The following is a 20223-nucleotide window of genomic DNA, read 5'->3' as shown; positions in this document are numbered from 1 at the left end:
ATGAAAGGCCGCCTGCTGGACGCTATACCGCTCAACAGCCTGACGGGCGTGGGCGCGGCACAAAGCAGTAAACTGGCGAAGATTGGCCTGCACACCGTGCAGGATCTCCTGCTCCACCTCCCCCTGCGTTACGAAGACCGTACTCAGCTTTATAAAATTGGCGATCTGCTGCCCGCTATTTACGCCACCGTTGAAGGGGAAGTGCTGAACTGCAACATCACCTTTGGCGGACGCAGGATGATGACCTGCCAGATCAGCGACGGCACCGGTATTCTTACCATGCGCTTTTTCAACTTCAATGCGGCAATGAAAAACAGCCTTGCCACTGGACGACGCGTACTTGCGTACGGTGAAGCCAAACGGGGCAAATACGGCGCGGAGATGATCCACCCGGAATACCGCGTGCAGGGCGATCTCAGCTCACCTGAGCTACAGGAGACGCTCACGCCGGTCTATCCAACCACTGAAGGCATTAAGCAGGCTACGCTGCGCAAGCTCACCGACCAGGCGCTGGAGCTGCTCGATACCTGCGCCATTAACGAGCTGCTGCCGCCGGAGCTGGCGCAGGGCATGATGAGCCTGCCAGAGGCGTTGCGCACCCTGCACCGCCCACCGCCAACGCTTCAGCTTGTTGATTTAGAGAGCGGTAAACACCCCGCCCAACGGCGTCTTATCCTTGAGGAATTACTGGCTCACAACCTGAGCATGCTGGCCCTGCGCGCAGGTGCGCAGCGTTTCCACGCGCAGCCATTAAGCCAGCGTGATGAGCTCAAAGATAAGCTGCTGGCCTCACTGCCGTTTAAACCCACCGGCGCCCAGGCGCGGGTGACCGCCGAGATCGAACGCGATATGGCGCTGGATGTGCCGATGATGCGCCTGGTGCAGGGCGATGTGGGTTCCGGTAAAACGCTGGTCGCCGCGCTGGCCGCTTTGCGCGCTATCGCCCACGGCAAGCAGGTGGCGCTGATGGCACCGACGGAACTGCTGGCCGAGCAGCACGCCAACAATTTCCGTAACTGGTTTGCCCCGCTGGGAATTGAAGTGGGCTGGCTGGCCGGGAAGCAGAAGGGCAAAGCGCGCCTTGCGCAGCAGGAGGCGATAGCCAGCGGGCAGGTGCAGATGATTGTCGGCACGCACGCCATTTTCCAGGAACAGGTGCAGTTTAACGGCCTGGCGCTGGTGATTATCGACGAACAGCACCGCTTTGGTGTTCATCAGCGTCTGGCGTTGTGGGAGAAAGGTCTGCAACAGGGCTTCCACCCGCATCAGCTGATCATGACCGCCACGCCGATTCCGCGCACCCTGGCGATGACGGCCTATGCCGATCTGGATACCTCCACCATCGACGAACTCCCCCCGGGTCGTACGCCGGTGACAACGGTCGCCATTCCGGACACGCGCCGCAGCGACATCATTGACCGCGTGCGCAACGCCTGCACCCACGAAGGACGTCAGGCTTACTGGGTCTGTACCCTGATTGAAGAGTCTGAGCTGCTGGAAGCGCAGGCTGCCGAAGCCACATGGGAAGAGTTAAAGCTCGCCCTGCCGGAGCTGAACGTCGGTCTGGTTCACGGGCGCATGAAGCCTGCCGAAAAGCAGGCGGTGATGCAGTCGTTCAAACAGGGTGAACTGCATTTACTCGTTGCGACCACGGTTATCGAAGTGGGCGTGGACGTGCCGAACTCCAGCCTGATGATTATTGAGAACCCGGAGCGCCTGGGCCTGGCGCAGCTCCACCAGCTACGAGGCCGTGTGGGCCGTGGCGCGATCGCCTCTCACTGCGTGCTGCTCTACAAAGCCCCGCTGTCGAAAACCGCGCAGATGCGTTTGCAGGTATTACGCGACAGCAATGACGGCTTCGTCATTGCGCAAAAAGATCTGGAGATCCGCGGCCCGGGTGAACTGCTGGGCACGCGTCAGACGGGTAACGCCGAATTTAAAGTGGCGGATTTGTTGCGCGATCAGGCCATGATCCCCGAAGTACAACGCCTTGCGCGTCATATTCATGAACGCTACCCCGAACAGGCGGCAGCGTTAATTGAACGCTGGATGCCGGAAACCGAGCGGTATTCCAACGCCTGACGATCAGCCAAACATCGGCAGCATCAGGTAGAGCTTAATGACCAGCGCGTTGACGATATCAATGAAGAATGCCCCCACCATCGGCACCACCAGAAACGCCATGTGCGACGGACCGAACCGTTCAGTGATCGCCTGCATGTTTGCGATGGCCGTTGGCGTTGCCCCCAGTCCAAACCCACAGTGGCCCGCTGCCAGTACCGCCGCATCATAGTTTTTGCCCATCATGCGCCAGGTAACAAAGATGGCATACAGCGCCATAAACACGGCCTGTACCGCCAGGATCGCCACCATCGGCAGCGCCAGCGAGGCCAGTTCCCACAGCTTGAGGCTCATCAGCGCCATCGCCAGGAACAGCGACAGGCTGACGTTCCCCAGCACGGACACTGCGCGCTCAAAGACGCGGTAGAAGCCCATCTGCGCCAGACCGTTGCTCAGGATCACCCCGATAAACAGCACGCAGACAAAGGTTGGCAGTTCGAAAGCCGTTCCCGCCAGCCATTGCGCAACGATTTTGCCCACGGTGAGGCAGATAGCAATCATGGCGATGGTTTCAATCATCACCAGCGAGGTGATACTACGGCCAACGTCCGGTTTTTCAAATGCGGTCGGCACCATTTCATCGTCTGGCCTGCCTTCCGGCGTGGTGGAGTGTTTCACCAGATAGCGCGCCACCGGGCCGCCAATCAGCCCGCCAAGCACCAGGCCAAAGGTCGCGCAGGCCATCGCCACTTCCGTTGCGTTTTCAAAGCCATAGCGTTCGATGAACAGCTTGCTCCACGCCGCGCCAGTTCCGTGGCCACCTGACAGGGTAATCGACCCCGCCAGCAGACCCATCAGCGGATCCAGCCCCAGCAATGACGCCATACCGATGCCGATGGCGTTTTGCATCAGAAGCAGGCCCACCACAACAATCAGAAACACGCCCAGCACCTTGCCACCCGAACGCAGGCTTGCGAGGTTAGCGTTCAGGCCGATAGTGGCAAAGAAGGCCAGCATCAACGGATCTTTCAGGGACATATCAAAATCGATTTCCCAGCCCATGCTTTTTTTCAGTATCAGCAGGGCCAGCGCCACCAGCAAACCACCGGCGACGGGTTCAGGAATGGTGTACTTTTTCAGAAAGGAAACACTGTGTACCAGCTTGCGACCAAGCAGAAGAACCAGCGTTGCGGCAACAAGGGTCGACAACGTATCGAGATGAATCATAAAAGGCTCCTGTTATGCGCGTATTCCATACACACGCGGCGTTATCCTGGGCCGGGTGATGCTCGTCATGAGCCGCCGGCGCGAAAAGTGTAATTTTTTTTCCTGTTCGTTGTAGAAAAGCTGCTCACACCGGCAGATTTTCTCTCTTTTTTTTGCTGGCAATCGTTTGCTTTTACCAGGTGGTCAGCTAAAATGCCCGCTTTTCCACCGTGGGATTGCCGCCGATGTCTGTTAACACTCTGGAGTCTGCTTCTGCGCAACCGATTGCGCAGAAGCAAAACAGCGAACTGATTTACCGCCTTGAAGATCGTCCCCCGCTGCCACAAACCCTGTTTGCCGCCTGCCAGCACCTGCTGGCGATGTTCGTTGCGGTCATCACGCCGGCTCTGCTGATTTGCCAGGCGCTAGGGTTACCGGCGCAGGATACGCAACACATCATCAGTATGTCTCTGTTCGCTTCCGGCGTGGCCTCCATCATTCAAATTAAAGCCTGGGGTCCGGTGGGTTCAGGTTTGCTGTCGATTCAGGGCACCAGCTTTAACTTTGTGGCTCCGCTGATCATGGGCGGTACGGCACTGAAAACCGGCGGCGCAGATGTCCCGACGATGATGGCGGCGCTTTTCGGCACCCTGATGCTGGCAAGCTGCACAGAGATGTTCATCTCCCGCGTTCTGCACCTGGCGCGCCGGGTGATTACCCCGCTGGTCTCCGGCGTGGTGGTGATGATTATCGGCCTGTCGCTGATTCAGGTGGGTCTGACCTCCATCGGGGGCGGCTACGCGGCAATGAGCGACCATACCTTCGGCGCGCCGAAAAACCTGCTGCTGGCAGGCGTGGTGCTGGCGATCATTATTCTGCTTAACCGTCAGCGTAACCCGTACCTGCGCGTGGCATCGCTGGTGATCGCCATGGCGGCCGGTTACCTGCTGGCGTGGGCGCTGGGTATGCTCCCGGAGAACACCACCCCAACCAACAGCGCGTTGATTACCGTGCCAACGCCGCTCTACTATGGCCTGGGCATTGACTGGAGTCTGCTCCTGCCGCTGATGCTGGTCTTTATGATTACCTCGCTGGAAACCATTGGCGATATCACCGCCACCTCCGACGTGTCCGAGCAGCCGGTCTCCGGCCCGCTGTACATGAAACGTCTTAAAGGTGGCGTGCTGGCGAACGGACTGAACTCGTTTGTCTCGGCGGTGTTCAACACCTTCCCGAACTCCTGCTTCGGCCAGAACAACGGCGTGATCCAGCTGACCGGCGTGGCCAGCCGCTACGTGGGCTTCGTGGTGGCGCTGATGCTCGTGGTCCTCGGCCTGTTCCCGGCGGTAAGCGGATTTGTACAGCACATTCCCGAGCCGGTGCTGGGCGGCGCGACGCTGGTCATGTTCGGTACCATCGCGGCCTCCGGCGTGCGTATCGTCTCCCGCGAGCCGCTGAACCGCCGCGCAATCATGATTATTGCGCTGTCTCTCGCCGTAGGGCTTGGCGTCTCCCAGCAGCCGATGATTTTGCAGTTTGCCCCGGACTGGGTGAAAAACCTGCTCTCTTCCGGCATCGCCGCGGGCGGTATTACCGCTATCGTGCTGAATCTCATTTTCCCGCCTGAAAAGAACTGATCCCCACACGGCAGGCTGTCAATGCCTGCCGTGACATCTCTTTACACCATTCCCGCCTTGAGCATTGCGCATAAATCGTGCATAACACCCTTATGTGCGTTTCGCGGGAAGGAAGACCATGAAATTTATTGGAAAGCTGCTTATCTATCTTCTGGTAGCCCTGCTCATTGTAGTGCTCGCCTTTTATTTTCTGCTCCAGACCCGCTGGGGCGCATCGCAGGTCAGCAGCTGGATCACGGTGAATACCGATTACGAGCTCAACTTTGACCTGATGGATCACCGCTTTTCATCCCCTTCTCACATCCTTCTGGAAAACGTTACCTTCGGACGAGATGGCAAACCGGCCACGCTGGTCGCTAAAAAAGTGGATATTGGCTTAAGCAGCCGCCAGATCACCGACCCGCTGCATATGGATGCCATCACCCTGTTCGATGGCACGCTGAATTTATCGCCGCAGACGGCGCCGCTGCCGTTCCAGGCCGACCGTCTGCAACTGAATAACATGGCCTTTAACAGCCCGAATACGGAGTGGGATCTCAGTGCGCAAAAGGTGACCGGCGGCGTCAGCCCGTGGCAGCCCGAGGCGGGGAACGTACTGGGGAAAAATGCGCAAATCCAGATGAGCGCCGGGTCGCTCACCCTCAACGGCATACCGGCCAACAACGTGCTGATTCAGGGACAACTCAACGGCAAAGAGGTGGCGCTGAATACCATCGGTGCCGATATGGCGCGCGGCTCGCTTACGGGCTCGGCTCTGCGTAATGCCGACGGTGGCTGGGTTATCAACACCCTGCGTCTGAATGAGATCCGCCTGCAAAGCGACAAATCGCTGCTGGATTTCTTCGCCCCTCTCTCCACCCTGCCTTCGTTACAGATTGGGCGGCTGGAAGTGACCGATGCCCGTCTACAGGGGCCAGACTGGGCAGTAACCGACCTCGATCTCAGCCTGCGTAACCTCACCCTGAGTAAAGGTGACTGGCAAAGCCAGGAGGGACGGTTATCCATGAACGCCAGCGAATTTATCTACGGCTCGCTGCATCTGTTTGACCCTATCCTGAACGCGGAATTCTCCCCGCAGGGCATTGCGCTGCGTCAGTTCACCTCCCGCTGGGAAGGGGGCATGGTGCGCACCTCCGGCAACTGGCTGCGCGAGGGTCAGGCGCTGGTGCTGGACGACGTTGCGATTGCCGGGCTGGAATATACGCTTCCGGAAAACTGGAAAACGCTGTGGATGGACCCGCTCCCGGCATGGCTGAACAGCGTGACGCTGAAAAAATTCGGCCTGAGCCGCAACCTGGTGATCGACATCGATCCGGCGTTCCCGTGGCAGATCACCTCCCTCGACGGTTATGGCGCTAATTTGCGGCTGGCGCAGGATCACAAGTGGGGCGTGTGGGGCGGTAACGCAACCCTCAACGGGGCGGCAGCGACCTTTAACCGCGTCGACGTGCGTCGCCCGTCGCTGGCGCTGAATGCCAACGCCGCAACGGTAAATATTACCGACCTGAGCGCCTTTACCGAGAAAGGGATCCTGGAGGCGACCGCCACGGTTTCACAGCTGCCGCAGCGGCAGACCACCGTGAGCCTGAACGGGCGCGGTGTACCACTCAACGTCTTGCAGCAGTGGGGCTGGCCAGCGCTGCCGATTGCGGGCGACGGCAATATTCAGCTCACCGCCAGCGGAAGCGTGCAGGCGAATGCGCCGCTGAAGCCGACGGTGAACGGGAAGCTGAGCGCGGTGAATATGGATAAACAGCAGGTGCAACAGACCATGACCCGCGGGATGGTGTCGGCGGTGGCTCCGGCACAGTAAATAGCCGGGTGGCGGCTTCGCCTTACCCGGCCTACGATCTCATGTAGGCCCGGTAAGCGAAGCGCCACCGGGCATTTTTACGGCTCAGAGGTGCACCACCACCTCATCCCCCTCCGCTTTCACCACCACACCCCACTCGCTGCCCGCATGTGAACCGCCTTTTACGCCGCCGACCTTCTGCACGTTGCGCAAGCACACCGACCAGTTTTGCGCATCTCCCGTGCCGGTAAAGGTCACGACGTCGCCCTGACGTGACGCCTTCAGCGTAAACAACACGGAACCGTCCGCCGCAGGCACTTCACTCACCGCCGTTGCGCCATCGCTCAGGTTGAAAAGCTGGAAGGCCGTCCCCTCGTGCCACGCATAGTCCGGCTTCTGGTTATTATTGCCGAGCGCCAGCAGCGTGTTGTCGCGCACATAGACCGGCAGGCTCATGAAATCGTGCTGCTGCTTATGCCAGCGGCTACCCTCGATTTCGTCGTTGTGCCACAGGTGCGTCCAGCGCCCTTCCGGCAGGTAAAACTGCACATCGCCCGCCTCGGAGAACACCGGCGCCACCATCATTGAATCCCCCAGCATGTACTGACGGTCAAGATAGTCACACGCCGGATCGTCCGGGAACTCCAGCATCATCGCCCGCAGCATCGGCGTGCCGAACTCACGCGCCAGAGCCGCCTGACGATACAGGTACGGCATCAGCTGGCATTTCAGCTGCGTGAAGTGGCGCACCACATCGCAGGACTCGTCATCGTACGCCCACGGCACGCGGTAGGATTTGCTGCCGTGCAGGCGGCTGTGGCTGGAGAACAGCCCGAACGCGCACCAGCGTTTGTAGACGTGCGCCGGAGCGGTGTTTTCGAACCCGCCGATATCGTGGCTCCAGAACCCGAAGCCGGACAGGCCAATCGACAGCCCGCCGCGCAGGCTTTCGGCCATCGATTCATAGTTGGCGTAGCAGTCGCCGCCCCAGTGTACCGGGAACTGTTGCGCACCCACGGACGCGGAGCGGGCAAACAGCACCGCCTCTTCTTCTCCCACCGTCTCTTTCAGCACGTTCCACACCAGCTCGTTATAGATGTAGGCGTAATGGTTGTGCATCTTCTGCGGATCGGATCCGTCGAACCACTGCACGTCCGTCGGGATACGCTCGCCGAAATCGGTCTTGAAGCAGTCGACGCCGATCTCCACCAGGCCTTTCAGTTTGTCCGCATACCACCTGCACGCGTCCGGGTTGGTGAAGTCGTAGATCGCCAGCCCCGGCTGCCATTTGTCCCACTGCCACAGGGAGCCGTCCGGGCGCTTCAGCAGGTAGCCCTTCTCTTTCAGCTCGCGGAAAATCGGGGATTTCTGGCCGATGTACGGGTTAATCCACACGCAGACCTTCATCCCTTTCTCTTTCAGGCGGCGGATCATGCCTTCCGGATCGGGGAAGGTCACCGGGTCCCACTCGAAGTCGCACCACTGGAAGGCCTTCATCCAGAAGCAGTCGAAGTGGAAGACGTGCAGCGGCAGGTCGCGCTCGGCCATGCCGTCGATAAAGCTGTTCACCGTGGCTTCGTCGTAGTTGGTGGTGAACGAGGTGGTGAGCCACAGGCCGAACGACCACGCAGGCGGCAGCGCCGGACGGCCAGTGAAGCGGGTATAGCGGTTCAGCACTTCTTTCGGCGTCGGGCCGTCGATCACAAAGTACTCGAGATATTCCCCTTCCACGCTGAACTGCACTTTGGACACTTTCTCGGAGCCGACTTCAAACGAGACGTTTTCCGGGTGATTCACCAGCACGCCGTAGCCGCGGTTGGTCAGGTAGAACGGGATGTTTTTGTAGGACTGCTCGGTGCTGGTGCCCCCGTCGCGGTTCCAGGTCTCGACCGTCTGACCGTTGCGCACCAGGGCGGTGAAGCGCTCGCCCAGGCCGTAGACCGTTTCCCCCACGCCCAGATCCAGACGTTCAAACACATAGTTGCGATCGGTATTGCTGTCCTGTACGTAGCCGTTGTTTTTCAGCTGGCTGCCGGTAATGCGCTGGCCGTTGCGCAGGAAATCCAGCGCCCAGAACTCGCCTTTGGTGACGCGCACGCTGACGCTGCCGCTTTTCAGCTCGGCAAACTCGGCGTTGTTTTCAATCTCTACCTTCACGTCTTTCAGAACGTTCAGCGGATAGTGCGGGCCTTTATTCAGCGCGCCCTGGAAGTGCTCAATGCGCACCCCGACAATCCCTTCCTGCGGCGCAAACAGGCGCACCGTGAACATCAACGTGTCGAGCTGCCAGGTGCGTTCGCGCACGTCACACGGCGCGACGTACACCACCAGGTCATTGCCCTGCTGCTCCACGTCGAACACCTGAACCGGATACGTCACGTTCAGGCCCGGTTGAATAAGCCAGTTTCCATCACTGATTTTCATGCTTTCGTCCTCTTAGTTCTGCAATTCTTTACTGACCGGCAGGTTTTCAAACTCCTGCTGATTGCGGCGCGCACCCTGCGCCAGCTCGCGCAGGATTTTGGTCAGGAAGGGGGTTTTCAGCGTGTAGTAGCGTTTGGCGATGATGGCGCTCAGCACGTAGCAGATCGCTGGTGCCAGCGTAAACAGGCCGATAATGATACTGATGGTCGCGCTGTTCTGGGTTTTGGCCGCCGCGTCGTAGCCGCCGCCTGCCAGCATCCAGCCGATCATCGCCCCGCCCAGCGCCAGGCCGAGCTTCAGCACGAACAGCGTGCCCGCAAAGCTGATGCCGGTCAGACGTTTGCCGTTGGTCCATTCGCCGTAGTCGACGGTATCGGACATCATTACCCACTGAATCGGCGTCACCAGCTGGTGCAGCACGCCGATAACGAAGATGAAGCCGAACATCAGCACGGTGGCATGCATCGGCACGAAGAACATCGCCACGCTGACCACCGCCAGCGCGGCGTTGGTCCACCAGAAAATGCTGACCTTGCACTTCCAGTCGGTGAGCGGTTTTGCCAGCGCGGAGCCAATCAGGTTGCCGACGCAGTAGGTCGTCAGGAACGCGACGAACACTTCCGGCGAGCCCATGATCCAGGTGCAGTAGTACATCATCGCGCCGCCGCGCACGCAGACGGCGAGGATGTTGAGTATGGTCAGCACGCCGACGATGCGCCACTGGTCGTTTTGCCAGATATCACGCAGATCTTCACGCATGGAGGTGGTGCTCGGCGGCACCTGGATGCGCTCTTTGGTGGTGAAGAAGCAGAACGCCAGCATCAGGAACGCGACCACCGACAGCACGGCGATCCCGCCCTGGAAGCCGAACGCTTTATCGTCGCCGCCAATCAGGTTCACCAGCGGCATCATCAGCACCGTGGAGAGCATGCCGCCCGCCGTCGCCAGCACAAAGCGCCACGACTGAAGGGAGATACGCTGCGTCGGGTCGTTGGTGATCACGCCGCCCAGCGCGCAGTACGGGATGTTGACCACGGTATAGAGCAGGGTCAGCAGCGTGTAGGTGATGGCGGCGTAAACCATTTTGCCGTTGAGGCTCAGGTCCGGCGTGGTATACGCCAGCACGCAGACGATGCCGAACGGGATAGCGCCAAACAAAATCCATGGACGGAACTTGCCCCAGCGGCTGCGGGTGCGGTCGGCAATCAGCCCCATGCACGGGTCGGAGATCGCATCCAGCGCGCGGGCCAGCAGGAACATGGTGCCGACAAACCCGGCGGGAATACCAAAAATATCGGTGTAGAAAAACATCATATAAAGCATGACGTTATCAAAAATGATATGGCTGGCGGCGTCTCCCATGCCGTAGCCAATCTTCTCTTTTACTGAAAGTACTTCGCTCATATTTTTATCCTTCACGCTGTAGGGGGCGCTGAGACCGGTTGCATTGGTTTTAAACCATTGTTTCAGGAGCGGGTATTGCGTTTTCTGGTTAAGAGATTACGTTTCTTGTTTTTTGTGATCGGGATAAAAGTTGGTGAGCACGAAATGCTAACCTGAGGATTTTCTTAAGAATTAGCTGAAACAGGGGGATTCAGGTCAAAAGAGAGGTGAAAAAAGTGGTGTGGGGTATGTGGTAAATGCCTGAAAGTAGCTATAATGCGCCCCGCCTCCATGTAGCAATGCAGGCGCGGAAGATCGTCATCTCCGGTGAGGTGGCTGGACTTCAAATCCAGTTGGGGGCGCCAGCGTTCCCGGGCAGGTTCGACTCCTGTGATCTTCCGCCAAAATCTAATTATTTCTTGTGAAAGAAATCTCACCTTTTATTAATTCAAAGTAGTATTTTAAGTTTTGTGCTAATTGAGTTTTATGAGGTTCCAGAGCTTTATTAGCAATCTGATAAGTTAACTTTTCAACTTTCTCAAGCCAACTATACTCGCTTTCTAAATGCTTGTTATATTTGTCTCTAGTATATCGAGCAAGCAAAGAAGACATTAGTTTATTATTACACTTCCAGTCATCAATAATAATATAAGAAAAATATCCGGGTGGTATCAAGTGTAAGAAAGCTACTCCACCATAGTTGCCATCATCTATACCATATTCATATAAAGATGAATATTTATTAGTGCTTAAAGAAAAAGAATGTAACAGATCTGGGTATGTCTTTTTTAGTGAATCATTTAAACGATAATGAACAGCCCCCTTCAGATAGCATCTAATCTCTTTGAAAGTATTTTTTTCCGACGAAATAAAGCCTAAGCCATAAACTGAACTATAACTATCGCTAAAAAAAGAAATCTTCGGCAGAAGCAATTTTCGTTTTTTTATCTCATCAATATAGTTATAGAAAAAATCCTTAATATCTTCACCTGAGGTTAAACTAATGTCATTATTTTCTTCCAAACTTAACACTATGCCAACAACATGCATAATTACTTCTGGCTCAATAATTTCACATTTTTCAAGTTGTTTTTTAAGACCTTTCTGTGCGAATAAAAATCTTGTCCTAGTAAGATCACTCCAACTCCATAACTCTCTCCAGAATTGGCGAGCATTATCGTTAATAAATAATGGATGCTGCGATAAATAACATTTTATGTTGTTAATATCAATTACTCCACTCGAATACAAGAAAGCAATTGTTTTGTATGGGATAACTGGATCAAACCAATCCAATGATTTATATTTATCAATAGTGTTAATAACCCCATTTGTTTTTGTTTTTGATAACGCATGAATTAAAGAGTTTGTTGGTAAGTCAATGACTTCCTCATATGTTATACGTCCCGATCTAATTTCTATTCCTAGAGCTAACATTGAGGACAACAATTTATCAGCAGCAATAGTTGAAGTTTGGAAATAATCACAAAAAAGTGAAATTAACCTTTCATAATCATCAAATATAGCCCTTACACTTCTAAAATTTACACTGCCGGACATTTTTATAATATCGCTTATTAAATCTTTGTTCTTTTTAATATAACTACGTGCTAATTCATTATTGATTTGTTGACTAAAAACCTCTATCACTTGTTCAATAGAAGGAGTTAATGATAACGTCTTTCCTACAACCTTTTCTTTAATTATTACATATTGTTCTTTTTGCTCACTTGTGAAATCATTTTCACTTGCTATAATTATAACTTTGCATGCTTTATGTTCCACAAAGGAATTTATATAGCCCAATACACTTTGAATGGGAATCAAACACCTTTCTAGATCATCAAATATTAAAATTCTTTTTTCTACATTTAAAATGAAGTCTTTTATTATATATTTTGCATCTGTGTCTTTTGTAACATCGGTTCCTGCAATAGCATTTATTACTCTAGAAATAAAAAACCCTATTGCCTTAAATACTTTGGAAGATAATTTTGGATGTACTTGAAAAAATAATCTCTCTGTTATTTCTGCGTTGGTGATTAATCCATTCAAGCTAATGTAAAGTGGATTAGATTTATATTTATTATTAACTAAAACACAACTTTTAATGAAGTGAGTTTTTCCACTACCCCATGGCCCAACAAGTTGTACAGCATAGTCTGTATTATTTTTTTCAGAAAGATAATAATTTAAATAATTTATAACATTGTCATTTAATTCTTCATTTTCATTGAATGCCATACATAGTATCTCGTTTAATATGGGGTTTTCCCAAGCCTAGCTATTTCTTTACGCCCTAGGCTTTTCAACCAATTACCCAAACTCATTCCATCAGCTTTCGCAGCTTCTTCAAACTGTGCCTTCAACTCCGGCGTAATGCGAATTTGAAAAGTTGGTGCTTTTCCGGATTTAGATTTGTTAGGGTCGCGTTTAGCTGTTGACATGTACGTACCTACTAGAGCAAGATAACCTCATTGAGGTACGTACCTTAGCATACAAAAACCTCAAATTGAAACGCCCTCGTCGGGTACTCGCAATACCGGACGAGAGCTGACCTCACCAACTATCAAGGAGTTGATTATGGCTGATTCGCATTCTACCCCAGACACCGACCAATCCGGAACCGAGCGTTCGTTAATTGTGGGATACCGCCCGAATGTTTACGACAAATCTACGCCAAAAATCATCCTTTCCGGCAAGTGGCTGCGCGCGGCGGGGTTTGATACCGGGCAGCAGGTCACGGTAAAGGTCATGAAAGGATGCATCGTTCTGGTGGCGTATAACGAGCAGGAGCAGCGTTTGCAGGACGATTATAAACGGACGAAAGCAAAGCTTATTGAGATAGAGGACGCGCTTGCAGCGATCCAAATTCCACATGCTGGAAAGCGCCTCGCAAAATCAAATACAAACCACCTGGCTTAGCGGCTGTTTCTGGCATACTACCTGCCTGGTGCATTAGATGTGGAGGCGACATGGCAGATAAAGACGTAATCCAATCCCCGGCAGGCGAATTTGTTATGTTTGCCAGTGATGATGGAACGGTTCGCATCACATGTCGCTTTGAACATGAAACACTCTGGCTGTCGCAAGCAGCCATTGCGTCTCTTTACCAGGTCACTCCTCAAGCTATTACTCAGCATATTAAAGCCATTTACGAAGAAGGTGAGCTTGAACAAAAAGCAACTTGTAAGGCTTACTTACAAGTTCAGCAAGAAGGTCAGCGCAAGGTCAATCGCAACACACTTCACTATAGCCTGCCCGTCATTCTCGCCATCGGCTATCGCGTCCGGTCCACGCGAGGCACACAGTTCCGCCAGTGGGCCACCCAAACGCTCCAGGAATACCTGGTTAAAGGCTTCGTTATGGACGACGAGCGCCTGAAAAATCCGCCTGTGGGATCTTCCGCCGTCCCTGACTATTTCGATGAAATGCTGGAACGCATTCGCGATATACGGGCCAGCGAACGCCGGGTCTATCTTCGCGTGAGGGAGATTTTCGCATTAGCCGCTGACTATCAGCCGTCGCTCAAAGAAACCACGCAATTCTTTCAGACCATCCAGAATAAACTGCATTTTGCCTGCACTGGGCACACCGCTGCTGAGTTGATTCACCAACGTGCGGACGCCACTCAACCGCATATGGGGCTGACCAGCTATAAAGGCGAAGAAGTCCGTAAAAGCGATGTCACCACCGCAAAAAATTATCTGTCTCAGGATGAGGTGAGCGAGCTTAATCGCGTCGTTAATATGTGGCTCGATTTTGCCGAAGATCAGGCCAAACGCCGCAAGCAGGTATTTTTACGAGACTGGCAAACCAAGCTCGATCAGTTTCTGCAATTCAACGACCGGGACGTTTTAGAAGGCACAGGAAAAATCAGCAAGAAAGCGGCTGATGAAAAGGCGTGCTCAGAATACATCGAATATGAAAAAAAGCAGCGCCTGCTGAAAGAGGCCGAAGGTGAGAAAGATATTGTCGGCTTATTAAAATGGGATAAGCGGGCTAAGCGCTAATCCCGGTATTTCTGCTCAGCTTCATATGCAACAGCGGAAACGGATTCCCCTGCCCGTCCAGTGCCGAGCGCCCGACCTGCTCAAACCCCATATGACGATAAAACGCCACCCCCTGCGGATTCTGCTCGTTCACATCCACTTCATTTACGCCGAATTCTGCAATGGCATATTGCAGCAGCATTTTCCCGATACCCTTCCCCCGGCTCGCATCATCCACAAACAGCATTTCAATGCGATTTTTATCCACGCCCAAAAAGCCGTGAATAATACCCACGTCATCCCGGGCAATCACAACCCTGAGATTAGGCAAATATGCGTTGAGCAATAACGGACGCAGCGCCGCGATATCGCTTTCCTGCAAAAAGCGGTGCGTGGCGCGAACTGACGACTCCCAGACTGCGACGAGGCGTTCAAATTGCGAGGGGTGTGCGGCTTCTATTTTCATGGTGATATTCCGGTTGAGTAAAGTTTCAGGGCAGCAATGTAATGATATTCAGCTCTGCGACGTGCGCCACACGCCAGGCGTACAACCATACTCCGTCTGGAAATGACGAATAAAGTGCGCGCAGTCGCTGAATCCCATCCGCTGCGCAATATCCGTCACGCTTTGCTGCGAGTTCTTCAGCAGCCAGCAAGCATAGCGCAGCCTGGCGCTGCGGATAAATTCGCGGGCCGTTTTGCCGAATTCTGCGTGGAACAGACGGTTGAGCTGGCGTTCACTCAATGCCACTTCTCGCGCAAGCCCGGCGGTGGTGAGCGGCCGGGTCAGGAACTGTTCAATCAGCATGACGGCGCGGCGCAACCGCGAGTCAGGGATAAGCGCAAGATTCGCCGGACGTGGGGTGGCAATTTCATGCGGAACGAGCGACAAACGCTGACAGGTGGTGCTGGCGATATCATCCCCGGCATGGGCGCGGATAAGCTCAGTTGCCAGCGTCAGGGTGGAAATACCGCCCGGGCAGGTCAGCACATCGCCATCGTCGATGAAATCATACCCTTGCTCAGCATAGACCAGCGGGAAAGCCTGCCGAAATGCATCAAGGTGGAAAGGATGGATGGACGCTCGTCGTTCATTCAGCAATCCTTCCTGTGCGAGGACAAAACTGCCGGTGCCAATGCCAATGAGCGGAACCCCGGCATGGTGGGCATGTGCCAGATACGCTTTATCCCCCTGATACCCTAAGTCCAGATACTGCAATTCACCGCCGATAACAGCAAGGTAGTTAAAACTGTCCGGCGGCGCATGGGTGGAATCCGGTCTCATGATAATCCCCGCATTGCTGATAATCGGGATATCAGGAAATTCACTTATCAGGCTGATTTTAAATGCTAATTTATCCTGAGCTTTCGCTGCATAACGCAGCGCCTCCAGCAATCCGGAGACGGCCAGGAGTGAATAACGGGGCCATAATATCAACCCAATATGCAGACACTTTTCCGGTACTGATTTCCCCCTATCGGAGGAGTCAAATACACTTTTCATTTACTTGCCAAATTTAAAATTAATTACATTATCGCAACATGATCTGTCGCACTTTATATTTCTAAGATAATCCTGATATTTTAAATCAAGCATAAATGAGAAGGGAGGAAAATATAATGTTTTTCTCGTTTATATCATTCTTTTTTTGAACCACGACACACATATGTCGGTAATGTTCCTAAGGTAAAGATATAGTTACCATTATGTTGTTCATTGATCCGCATATAAATACTCTTGCCCGGATAGACAAAAAATTGCGGTTCATATTTTTCCAGCCAGCTGTCGTCAACATTATCGTCCGGGAACGTCATATTTTTTTCTGACGTCAGCAAATAGAGATGATCTTGTCTCTCCACCCGAAAGGAAATTTTCCTGTCGATGGTTTTACCCGGATCGCTCTTTGCCCGGCCATTCATGCTCAGGGTGCCGAATTTCCCGTCGAAGGTGTAATTCAGCCAGACCGTCAGCGTCTCATCCGGATGGTGCTGGACCAGATTAGCCTGGCATGAAAAAGGCTGAACGTAAGTTCGGTGCCACAGGTAATAGCCCGTCAGCACGCCTGCCGTGACGAGGCCCGTCACGATGATATACAGCATCTGCCGAAAACGAGTCATGCTAGCTATCCTTCAGGAAATAATCAGATATACAGCGGTTCGGTTCTTTCATTGGCCGGTCGCAGCGAATAACCGACGCACGAGGAAGCAGAGCGTACCAGCTGATGTAAACCCAGGGATATTGCGCGCATTCAGCCTTGAATTGTTCCACATAGGTCAGCGCGGAAGCGCGTTCAGCGTGAGTCTGAATGTCGTTCGCAAGATAAACGCGACAGGCTCCGACGGATGCTGCAAAACGGTAATCCTCAACAAAACGGTTTTCTGTGGCGTTCATATATCCCGTCACGCCTGCCCCGGCCAGGACGATCAATAGCCCCATGACAACAGCCAGCCAGCGCGTGGGCTTCCTGGCAACGGGCGTTGCTGGCTCGGAGGATGCTGAGACCTCCTCGATCGCTGGCGCCTCCACACATTGTTCCTCTGCGGGTTGAGGCGCGACAGGTGAAGACTCTCTGACGGTTATTTGCGTGTCGCTTGCCAGCGTCAACCCAATCCGCGGAATGGTAACGATAGGGTCAGTTTCAAAACCAATCTTTTTGAGCCCTTTGCGCAGGATGGAGATGTTCTGGTAATAGGTATTGGAGGAGACAAGCATGCCGCGGCTTTGCCAGACAATATCAAGGAACTCTTGCTGAGTGACAATCGACCCCGCTCTGTCGATTAATAACAACAGGCATCGGCCTGCTGGCGAATTTAACACAACCACACGGTCAGGATTGTTGATATCACGTAACGTGCTGGCCGCAGGATGAAATTCGACGATATTATTTATAATGTAATGCTTATGCATAGGGGCAGTATGAATTCTCCGGTTAACAGATGTTGAACCTGGGTCACCGCATGTATGGGATGACATTCACGTCGGGATTAATGTGACTGATTAACGGCATGCTGTATATCTTCGCCATTGGCGAAAAATCTTAATTTATATTTCATCCCTTAAGCTTCACTGAACCTGCATAAGAACTCAACCCTTGTAGAATGCGGCTTGCAGAGCCACTTCATCCGCGATCATCCTCATTATGATGTTTTGTGAAGTGAATTTCCGCTCCACAGAAGTATCTGACTACCGGCAGCATCTCATTTATCAGAGCCTCACCTTTTGGCGCACTCCTCGCCTCTTGACATTGACAAATATCTACATAAAAAAACATTGTACGCCACGGACATGCGTGTCTGAAATATTCAGCACCCTTAAGCCTTAAGTTTTCTCAACCTGACCAATATCAATAACCTATATGGTTTTTGTATGCTTTTCAGCCACCTTTCTATCAGTTTTTATCGATGATAACATTCGTAAATTGTTATTCCCCGTCAGCAACTTCACACCCGCACTGACACCAGACGACAAACTCCTTACAAAACATTTATCAAAGCTAAATTTTCATTAAAAATAGCGGCTATCATAATTTACAGAAAGCGAAGCGGAATAAGACCAATCAGAGGGAAGCGTCGTAACCGGTCTCGATCTTAGTAATTAATACAATTTTAGATTAATTCAGATTACCTCTTTATTGGCCGACGTATAGTAGGCCTACACTATGCAATACGTCATTGCTTCGAGAATACTGGCGATAACCTTATAAATAATTCGCCTGATTACTATTATAAATCGAGGAATAACATGACGAACAACAGCCAAATAACACAGCATATAACTGTTGCACTGATGGGCGGCGATCATTATGCAAGAAACGGCATTAAAACATTATTAAGCAGCATCCGCGACGACCTTCACATCATTATCATCGAAGGAGGTTATCAGCAACTGGATAAGGCGCTGTCGTCGATTCGTGTCGATATCTTATTTATATCCGGCGCAGAGAAATACCATACAGGGTATGACTCACTGAAATATTTAAAAAAAATCAAAACCACGCACCCTGAAGTGATGATCTGCCTGTACTCAACCTCTGCCCATTCCCTGTTATGGGTCCGGGAAGATATTGATGCCTATATCTCGCTACAGAACACGGTTTATCAGTGGCGGATAAAGCTAGCAAAAATGGTCGATAGCCATTATCGGCCCCAAAAGCAGCCAGCGGCGTTATCGCTAACGCCTGGAGAAAGGAGGGTATTAAAGGAACTCAGGAACGGACTGGATATACGTTACATCGCAGAACTGGAGAAACTTTCTTATCGCCGCGTGAGCGCCTTAAAAAGCTCAGCGATAAGGAAACTCGGGCTCAGGAATAAGACAGATTTGCTGGTCTTTTTAACCAGTTAGACCTGCCGCTTTCAGAGCAAATCTCGTAATAAAAAAATCAAGGAATTATGAAATGAAAGCACGCCTTACTTGCCATTCTCTGCTGGCATTAAGCATTGCCGCCCTGCTGCCAGCGGGCTCAGCACTGGCCGCCACCACCAGCGGCGGCACGGTAAACTTCAGCGGTAAAGTGGTGACCTCCGCCTGTGCCATCAGCGCCGGTAGCGCCAATATCGACGTCGACATGGGGGAAGTGCGTACCGCCACGCTGGCTGCCGCAGGCAGTGAAGCCAGTACCGCAAAAGCCTTCTCCATCACGCTGGAGGATTGCGAAATCGCCGATACCTCCGCGTCCACGGAAAATAACCCCATCGCCGCAACGACCGTGGCTATCACCTTCACCGGTACGCCGGACAGTACCGATGTCAATAGCCTGGCCGCGGGAGTAAACGGCGGCGCGGGCTCGGCGCAGCATGTCGCTATCCGTCTTTATGACGAACAGGGCAACGTCGTCAGGCTGGGTGAGCCGGCAGCAGCGATCCCCCTGCGTGCGGGGGCGAACACCCTGAACTTCAGCGCGAAATATTACTCCCCACTGGGCAACGCCACGGCGGGTGATGCCAGCGCGGTCGCCACCTACACCGTGACCTATTCGTAATCTTCAGGCCCGGTCTGCTGGCCGGGTCTGACTCAGCTTTCAGGAGACGCACAATGCGCGTAAACACATGGATTTGTCTGGCTGGCACGTTATGTTCATCCGCCGTGTACGCAGGCGGCGTGGGGTTAGGCGCAACGCGGCTGGTCTACGCAGGCGCGGCTACGCAGACGATGATGCAGGTAAGAAATACCCACCCTGATGCCACGTTCCTGATCCAGTCATGGATGGAAGACGAGAAAGGGAGCCGTACCAACGACTTCGTCATCACGCCGCCGCTGTACGTCATGAAGCCCGCCAGCGAAAGCGCGGTGAAAATCATGTTCAGCGGTGACGCCCTGCCAGCCGATCGCGAGACGCTGTACTGGATGACGGTCAAAGCTATCCCACAGCAGGTTAAAAACGGTTCCGGCAATTCGCTGCAATTCGCCTCTGCCAACCGCATCAAGGTCTTTTATCGCCCGGAGCGGCTCAGGGAAGGTGCAGGGGAGGCATGGAAAAACCTTGCCGGCGCCTACCGCGCGGGCAAGGTCACGCTGACCAACCCAACGCCGTATTACCTCACCACCATTAACGTGAAAATTGATGGCAGGCCGGTATCGCCCGTCATGGTACCGCCGAAAGCCAGCGTGACGCTGGCAGACACCTTCAGCCATGCGAGCAGCATGAGCTACCAGACGATTAACGATTATGGGGCCTGGACGCCCGTCACCCGCACGTCATTGTCCCAATAATAAAAACAGTAAGGC

At 53.2% G+C, this 20223-nt stretch carries 17 protein-coding genes and 1 tRNA gene; 9 read left to right on the top strand and 9 right to left on the bottom strand.

Annotated features, from left to right (window positions below):
• Entirely contained in the window at window positions 1-2082 is a 2082-nt protein-coding gene (gene recG, locus DD606_RS07895; protein WP_015570052.1) for an ATP-dependent DNA helicase RecG, read from the top strand.
• 3 nt (window positions 2083-2085) lie between these two features.
• Here the strand turns inward: recG and gltS are convergent, their stop codons facing one another.
• The gene (gene gltS / locus DD606_RS07890) at window positions 2086-3288 is read right to left on the bottom strand and encodes a sodium/glutamate symporter (protein WP_023315156.1); all 1203 of its coding nucleotides are present in this window, start codon (window positions 3286-3288) and stop codon (window positions 2086-2088) included.
• Window positions 3289-3512: 224 nt separating this feature from the next.
• Between gltS and xanP the strand changes: the two genes are divergently transcribed.
• Window positions 3513-4904, top strand: coding sequence for a xanthine/proton symporter XanP (gene xanP, locus DD606_RS07885; protein ID WP_109948577.1), 1392 nt, complete (start codon window positions 3513-3515; stop codon window positions 4902-4904).
• 118 nt (window positions 4905-5022) lie between these two features.
• Window positions 5023-6717 carry an AsmA family protein gene (locus DD606_RS07880; RefSeq protein WP_032608188.1) on the top strand — a complete coding sequence of 565 codons (1695 nt, stop codon included), beginning with the start codon at window positions 5023-5025 and terminating at the stop codon, window positions 6715-6717.
• An 84-nt stretch (window positions 6718-6801) separates the two neighbouring features.
• On the opposite strand, the gene yicI is transcribed toward DD606_RS07880, so the two are convergent.
• Complete coding sequence (gene yicI, locus DD606_RS07875; protein WP_129258493.1) at window positions 6802-9120, bottom strand: alpha-xylosidase; 2319 nt, start codon at window positions 9118-9120, stop codon at window positions 6802-6804.
• A gap of 12 nt (window positions 9121-9132) precedes the next feature.
• Window positions 9133-10524 (bottom strand): glycoside-pentoside-hexuronide family transporter, encoded by a 1392-nt coding sequence (locus DD606_RS07870; protein ID WP_015570055.1) that lies wholly within the window; start codon window positions 10522-10524, stop codon window positions 9133-9135.
• Between the two features lie 288 nt (window positions 10525-10812).
• On the opposite strand from DD606_RS07870, the gene DD606_RS07865 reads away from it, so the two are divergent.
• A tRNA-Sec gene (locus DD606_RS07865) sits at window positions 10813-10907 on the top strand.
• A gap of 4 nt (window positions 10908-10911) precedes the next feature.
• Here DD606_RS07865 and DD606_RS07860 read toward each other — a convergent pair.
• Window positions 10912-12747 carry a P-loop NTPase fold protein gene (locus DD606_RS07860; RefSeq protein WP_129258491.1) on the bottom strand — a complete coding sequence of 612 codons (1836 nt, stop codon included), beginning with the start codon at window positions 12745-12747 and terminating at the stop codon, window positions 10912-10914.
• 14 nt (window positions 12748-12761) lie between these two features.
• On the bottom strand, window positions 12762-12950 hold the full coding sequence (locus tag DD606_RS07855) for a toxin-antitoxin system HicB family antitoxin (protein ID WP_075550043.1): 189 nt from the start codon (window positions 12948-12950) through the stop codon (window positions 12762-12764).
• Between the two features lie 136 nt (window positions 12951-13086).
• Between DD606_RS07855 and DD606_RS07850 the strand changes: the two genes are divergently transcribed.
• Both DD606_RS07850 and DD606_RS07845 read left to right on the top strand, forming a co-directional pair.
• Window positions 13087-13428 (top strand): SymE family type I addiction module toxin, encoded by a 342-nt coding sequence (locus tag DD606_RS07850; protein ID WP_006812446.1) that lies wholly within the window; start codon window positions 13087-13089, stop codon window positions 13426-13428.
• Between the two features lie 50 nt (window positions 13429-13478).
• Window positions 13479-14516 (top strand): virulence RhuM family protein, encoded by a 1038-nt coding sequence (locus DD606_RS07845; protein ID WP_045906947.1) that lies wholly within the window; start codon window positions 13479-13481, stop codon window positions 14514-14516.
• On the opposite strand, the gene DD606_RS07840 is transcribed toward DD606_RS07845, so the two are convergent.
• The 4 genes from DD606_RS07840 to DD606_RS07825 form a co-directional block, all read right to left on the bottom strand.
• Window positions 14506-14961, bottom strand: a complete 456-nt coding sequence (locus DD606_RS07840) for a GNAT family N-acetyltransferase (protein WP_058652569.1) — start codon at window positions 14959-14961, stop codon at window positions 14506-14508. The genes DD606_RS07845 and DD606_RS07840 overlap by 11 nt on opposite strands.
• A gap of 48 nt (window positions 14962-15009) precedes the next feature.
• Entirely contained in the window at window positions 15010-15780 is a 771-nt protein-coding gene (locus DD606_RS07835; RefSeq protein WP_263740538.1) for a GlxA family transcriptional regulator, read from the bottom strand.
• A gap of 353 nt (window positions 15781-16133) precedes the next feature.
• Window positions 16134-16613 (bottom strand): hypothetical protein, encoded by a 480-nt coding sequence (locus tag DD606_RS07830; RefSeq protein ID WP_017693981.1) that lies wholly within the window; start codon window positions 16611-16613, stop codon window positions 16134-16136.
• 1 nt (window position 16614) lies between these two features.
• Window positions 16615-17403 (bottom strand): winged helix-turn-helix domain-containing protein, encoded by a 789-nt coding sequence (locus tag DD606_RS07825; protein ID WP_032608177.1) that lies wholly within the window; start codon window positions 17401-17403, stop codon window positions 16615-16617.
• An 834-nt stretch (window positions 17404-18237) separates the two neighbouring features.
• Between DD606_RS07825 and DD606_RS07820 the strand changes: the two genes are divergently transcribed.
• Genes DD606_RS07820 through DD606_RS07810 form a run of 3 tightly spaced genes read left to right on the top strand, consistent with a single transcriptional unit; the run spans window position 18238 to window position 20208 of the window.
• The gene (locus DD606_RS07820) at window positions 18238-18840 is read left to right on the top strand and encodes a helix-turn-helix transcriptional regulator (RefSeq protein ID WP_032660953.1); all 603 of its coding nucleotides are present in this window, start codon (window positions 18238-18240) and stop codon (window positions 18838-18840) included.
• 52 nt (window positions 18841-18892) lie between these two features.
• The gene (locus DD606_RS07815; RefSeq protein ID WP_023315123.1) at window positions 18893-19477 is read left to right on the top strand and encodes a fimbrial protein; all 585 of its coding nucleotides are present in this window, start codon (window positions 18893-18895) and stop codon (window positions 19475-19477) included.
• A 53-nt stretch (window positions 19478-19530) separates the two neighbouring features.
• Window positions 19531-20208, top strand: a complete 678-nt coding sequence (locus DD606_RS07810; protein ID WP_023323945.1) for a molecular chaperone — start codon at window positions 19531-19533, stop codon at window positions 20206-20208.
• Window positions 20209-20223: the final 15 nt, after the last annotated feature.

The sequence above is a fragment of the Enterobacter cloacae complex sp. GF14B genome, assembly GCF_004136805.1.
Lineage (GTDB): Bacteria > Pseudomonadota > Gammaproteobacteria > Enterobacterales > Enterobacteriaceae > Enterobacter > Enterobacter hormaechei_C.
Note: the sequence above shows the minus strand (reverse complement) of the source record. Positions and strands in the feature narration are given on the sequence as shown.

Excerpts from the sequence above, each read along its gene's own strand:
- recG (WP_015570052.1), top strand. The coding sequence starts at position 1 with ATGAAAGGCCGCCTGCTGGACGCTATACCGCTCAACAGCCTGACGGGC.
- gltS (WP_023315156.1), bottom strand. The coding sequence starts at position 3,288 with ATGATTCATCTCGATACGTTGTCGACCCTTGTTGCCGCAACGCTGGTT.
- xanP (WP_109948577.1), top strand. The coding sequence starts at position 3,513 with ATGTCTGTTAACACTCTGGAGTCTGCTTCTGCGCAACCGATTGCGCAG.
- DD606_RS07880 (WP_032608188.1), top strand. The coding sequence starts at position 5,023 with ATGAAATTTATTGGAAAGCTGCTTATCTATCTTCTGGTAGCCCTGCTC.
- yicI (WP_129258493.1), bottom strand. The coding sequence starts at position 9,120 with ATGAAAATCAGTGATGGAAACTGGCTTATTCAACCGGGCCTGAACGTG.
- DD606_RS07870 (WP_015570055.1), bottom strand. The coding sequence starts at position 10,524 with ATGAGCGAAGTACTTTCAGTAAAAGAGAAGATTGGCTACGGCATGGGA.
- DD606_RS07860 (WP_129258491.1), bottom strand. The coding sequence starts at position 12,747 with ATGGCATTCAATGAAAATGAAGAATTAAATGACAATGTTATAAATTAT.
- DD606_RS07855 (WP_075550043.1), bottom strand. The coding sequence starts at position 12,950 with ATGTCAACAGCTAAACGCGACCCTAACAAATCTAAATCCGGAAAAGCA.
- DD606_RS07850 (WP_006812446.1), top strand. The coding sequence starts at position 13,087 with ATGGCTGATTCGCATTCTACCCCAGACACCGACCAATCCGGAACCGAG.
- DD606_RS07845 (WP_045906947.1), top strand. The coding sequence starts at position 13,479 with ATGGCAGATAAAGACGTAATCCAATCCCCGGCAGGCGAATTTGTTATG.
- DD606_RS07840 (WP_058652569.1), bottom strand. The coding sequence starts at position 14,961 with ATGAAAATAGAAGCCGCACACCCCTCGCAATTTGAACGCCTCGTCGCA.
- DD606_RS07835 (WP_263740538.1), bottom strand. The coding sequence starts at position 15,780 with ATGAGACCGGATTCCACCCATGCGCCGCCGGACAGTTTTAACTACCTT.
- DD606_RS07830 (WP_017693981.1), bottom strand. The coding sequence starts at position 16,613 with ATGACTCGTTTTCGGCAGATGCTGTATATCATCGTGACGGGCCTCGTC.
- DD606_RS07825 (WP_032608177.1), bottom strand. The coding sequence starts at position 17,403 with ATGCATAAGCATTACATTATAAATAATATCGTCGAATTTCATCCTGCG.
- DD606_RS07820 (WP_032660953.1), top strand. The coding sequence starts at position 18,238 with ATGACGAACAACAGCCAAATAACACAGCATATAACTGTTGCACTGATG.
- DD606_RS07815 (WP_023315123.1), top strand. The coding sequence starts at position 18,893 with ATGAAAGCACGCCTTACTTGCCATTCTCTGCTGGCATTAAGCATTGCC.
- DD606_RS07810 (WP_023323945.1), top strand. The coding sequence starts at position 19,531 with ATGCGCGTAAACACATGGATTTGTCTGGCTGGCACGTTATGTTCATCC.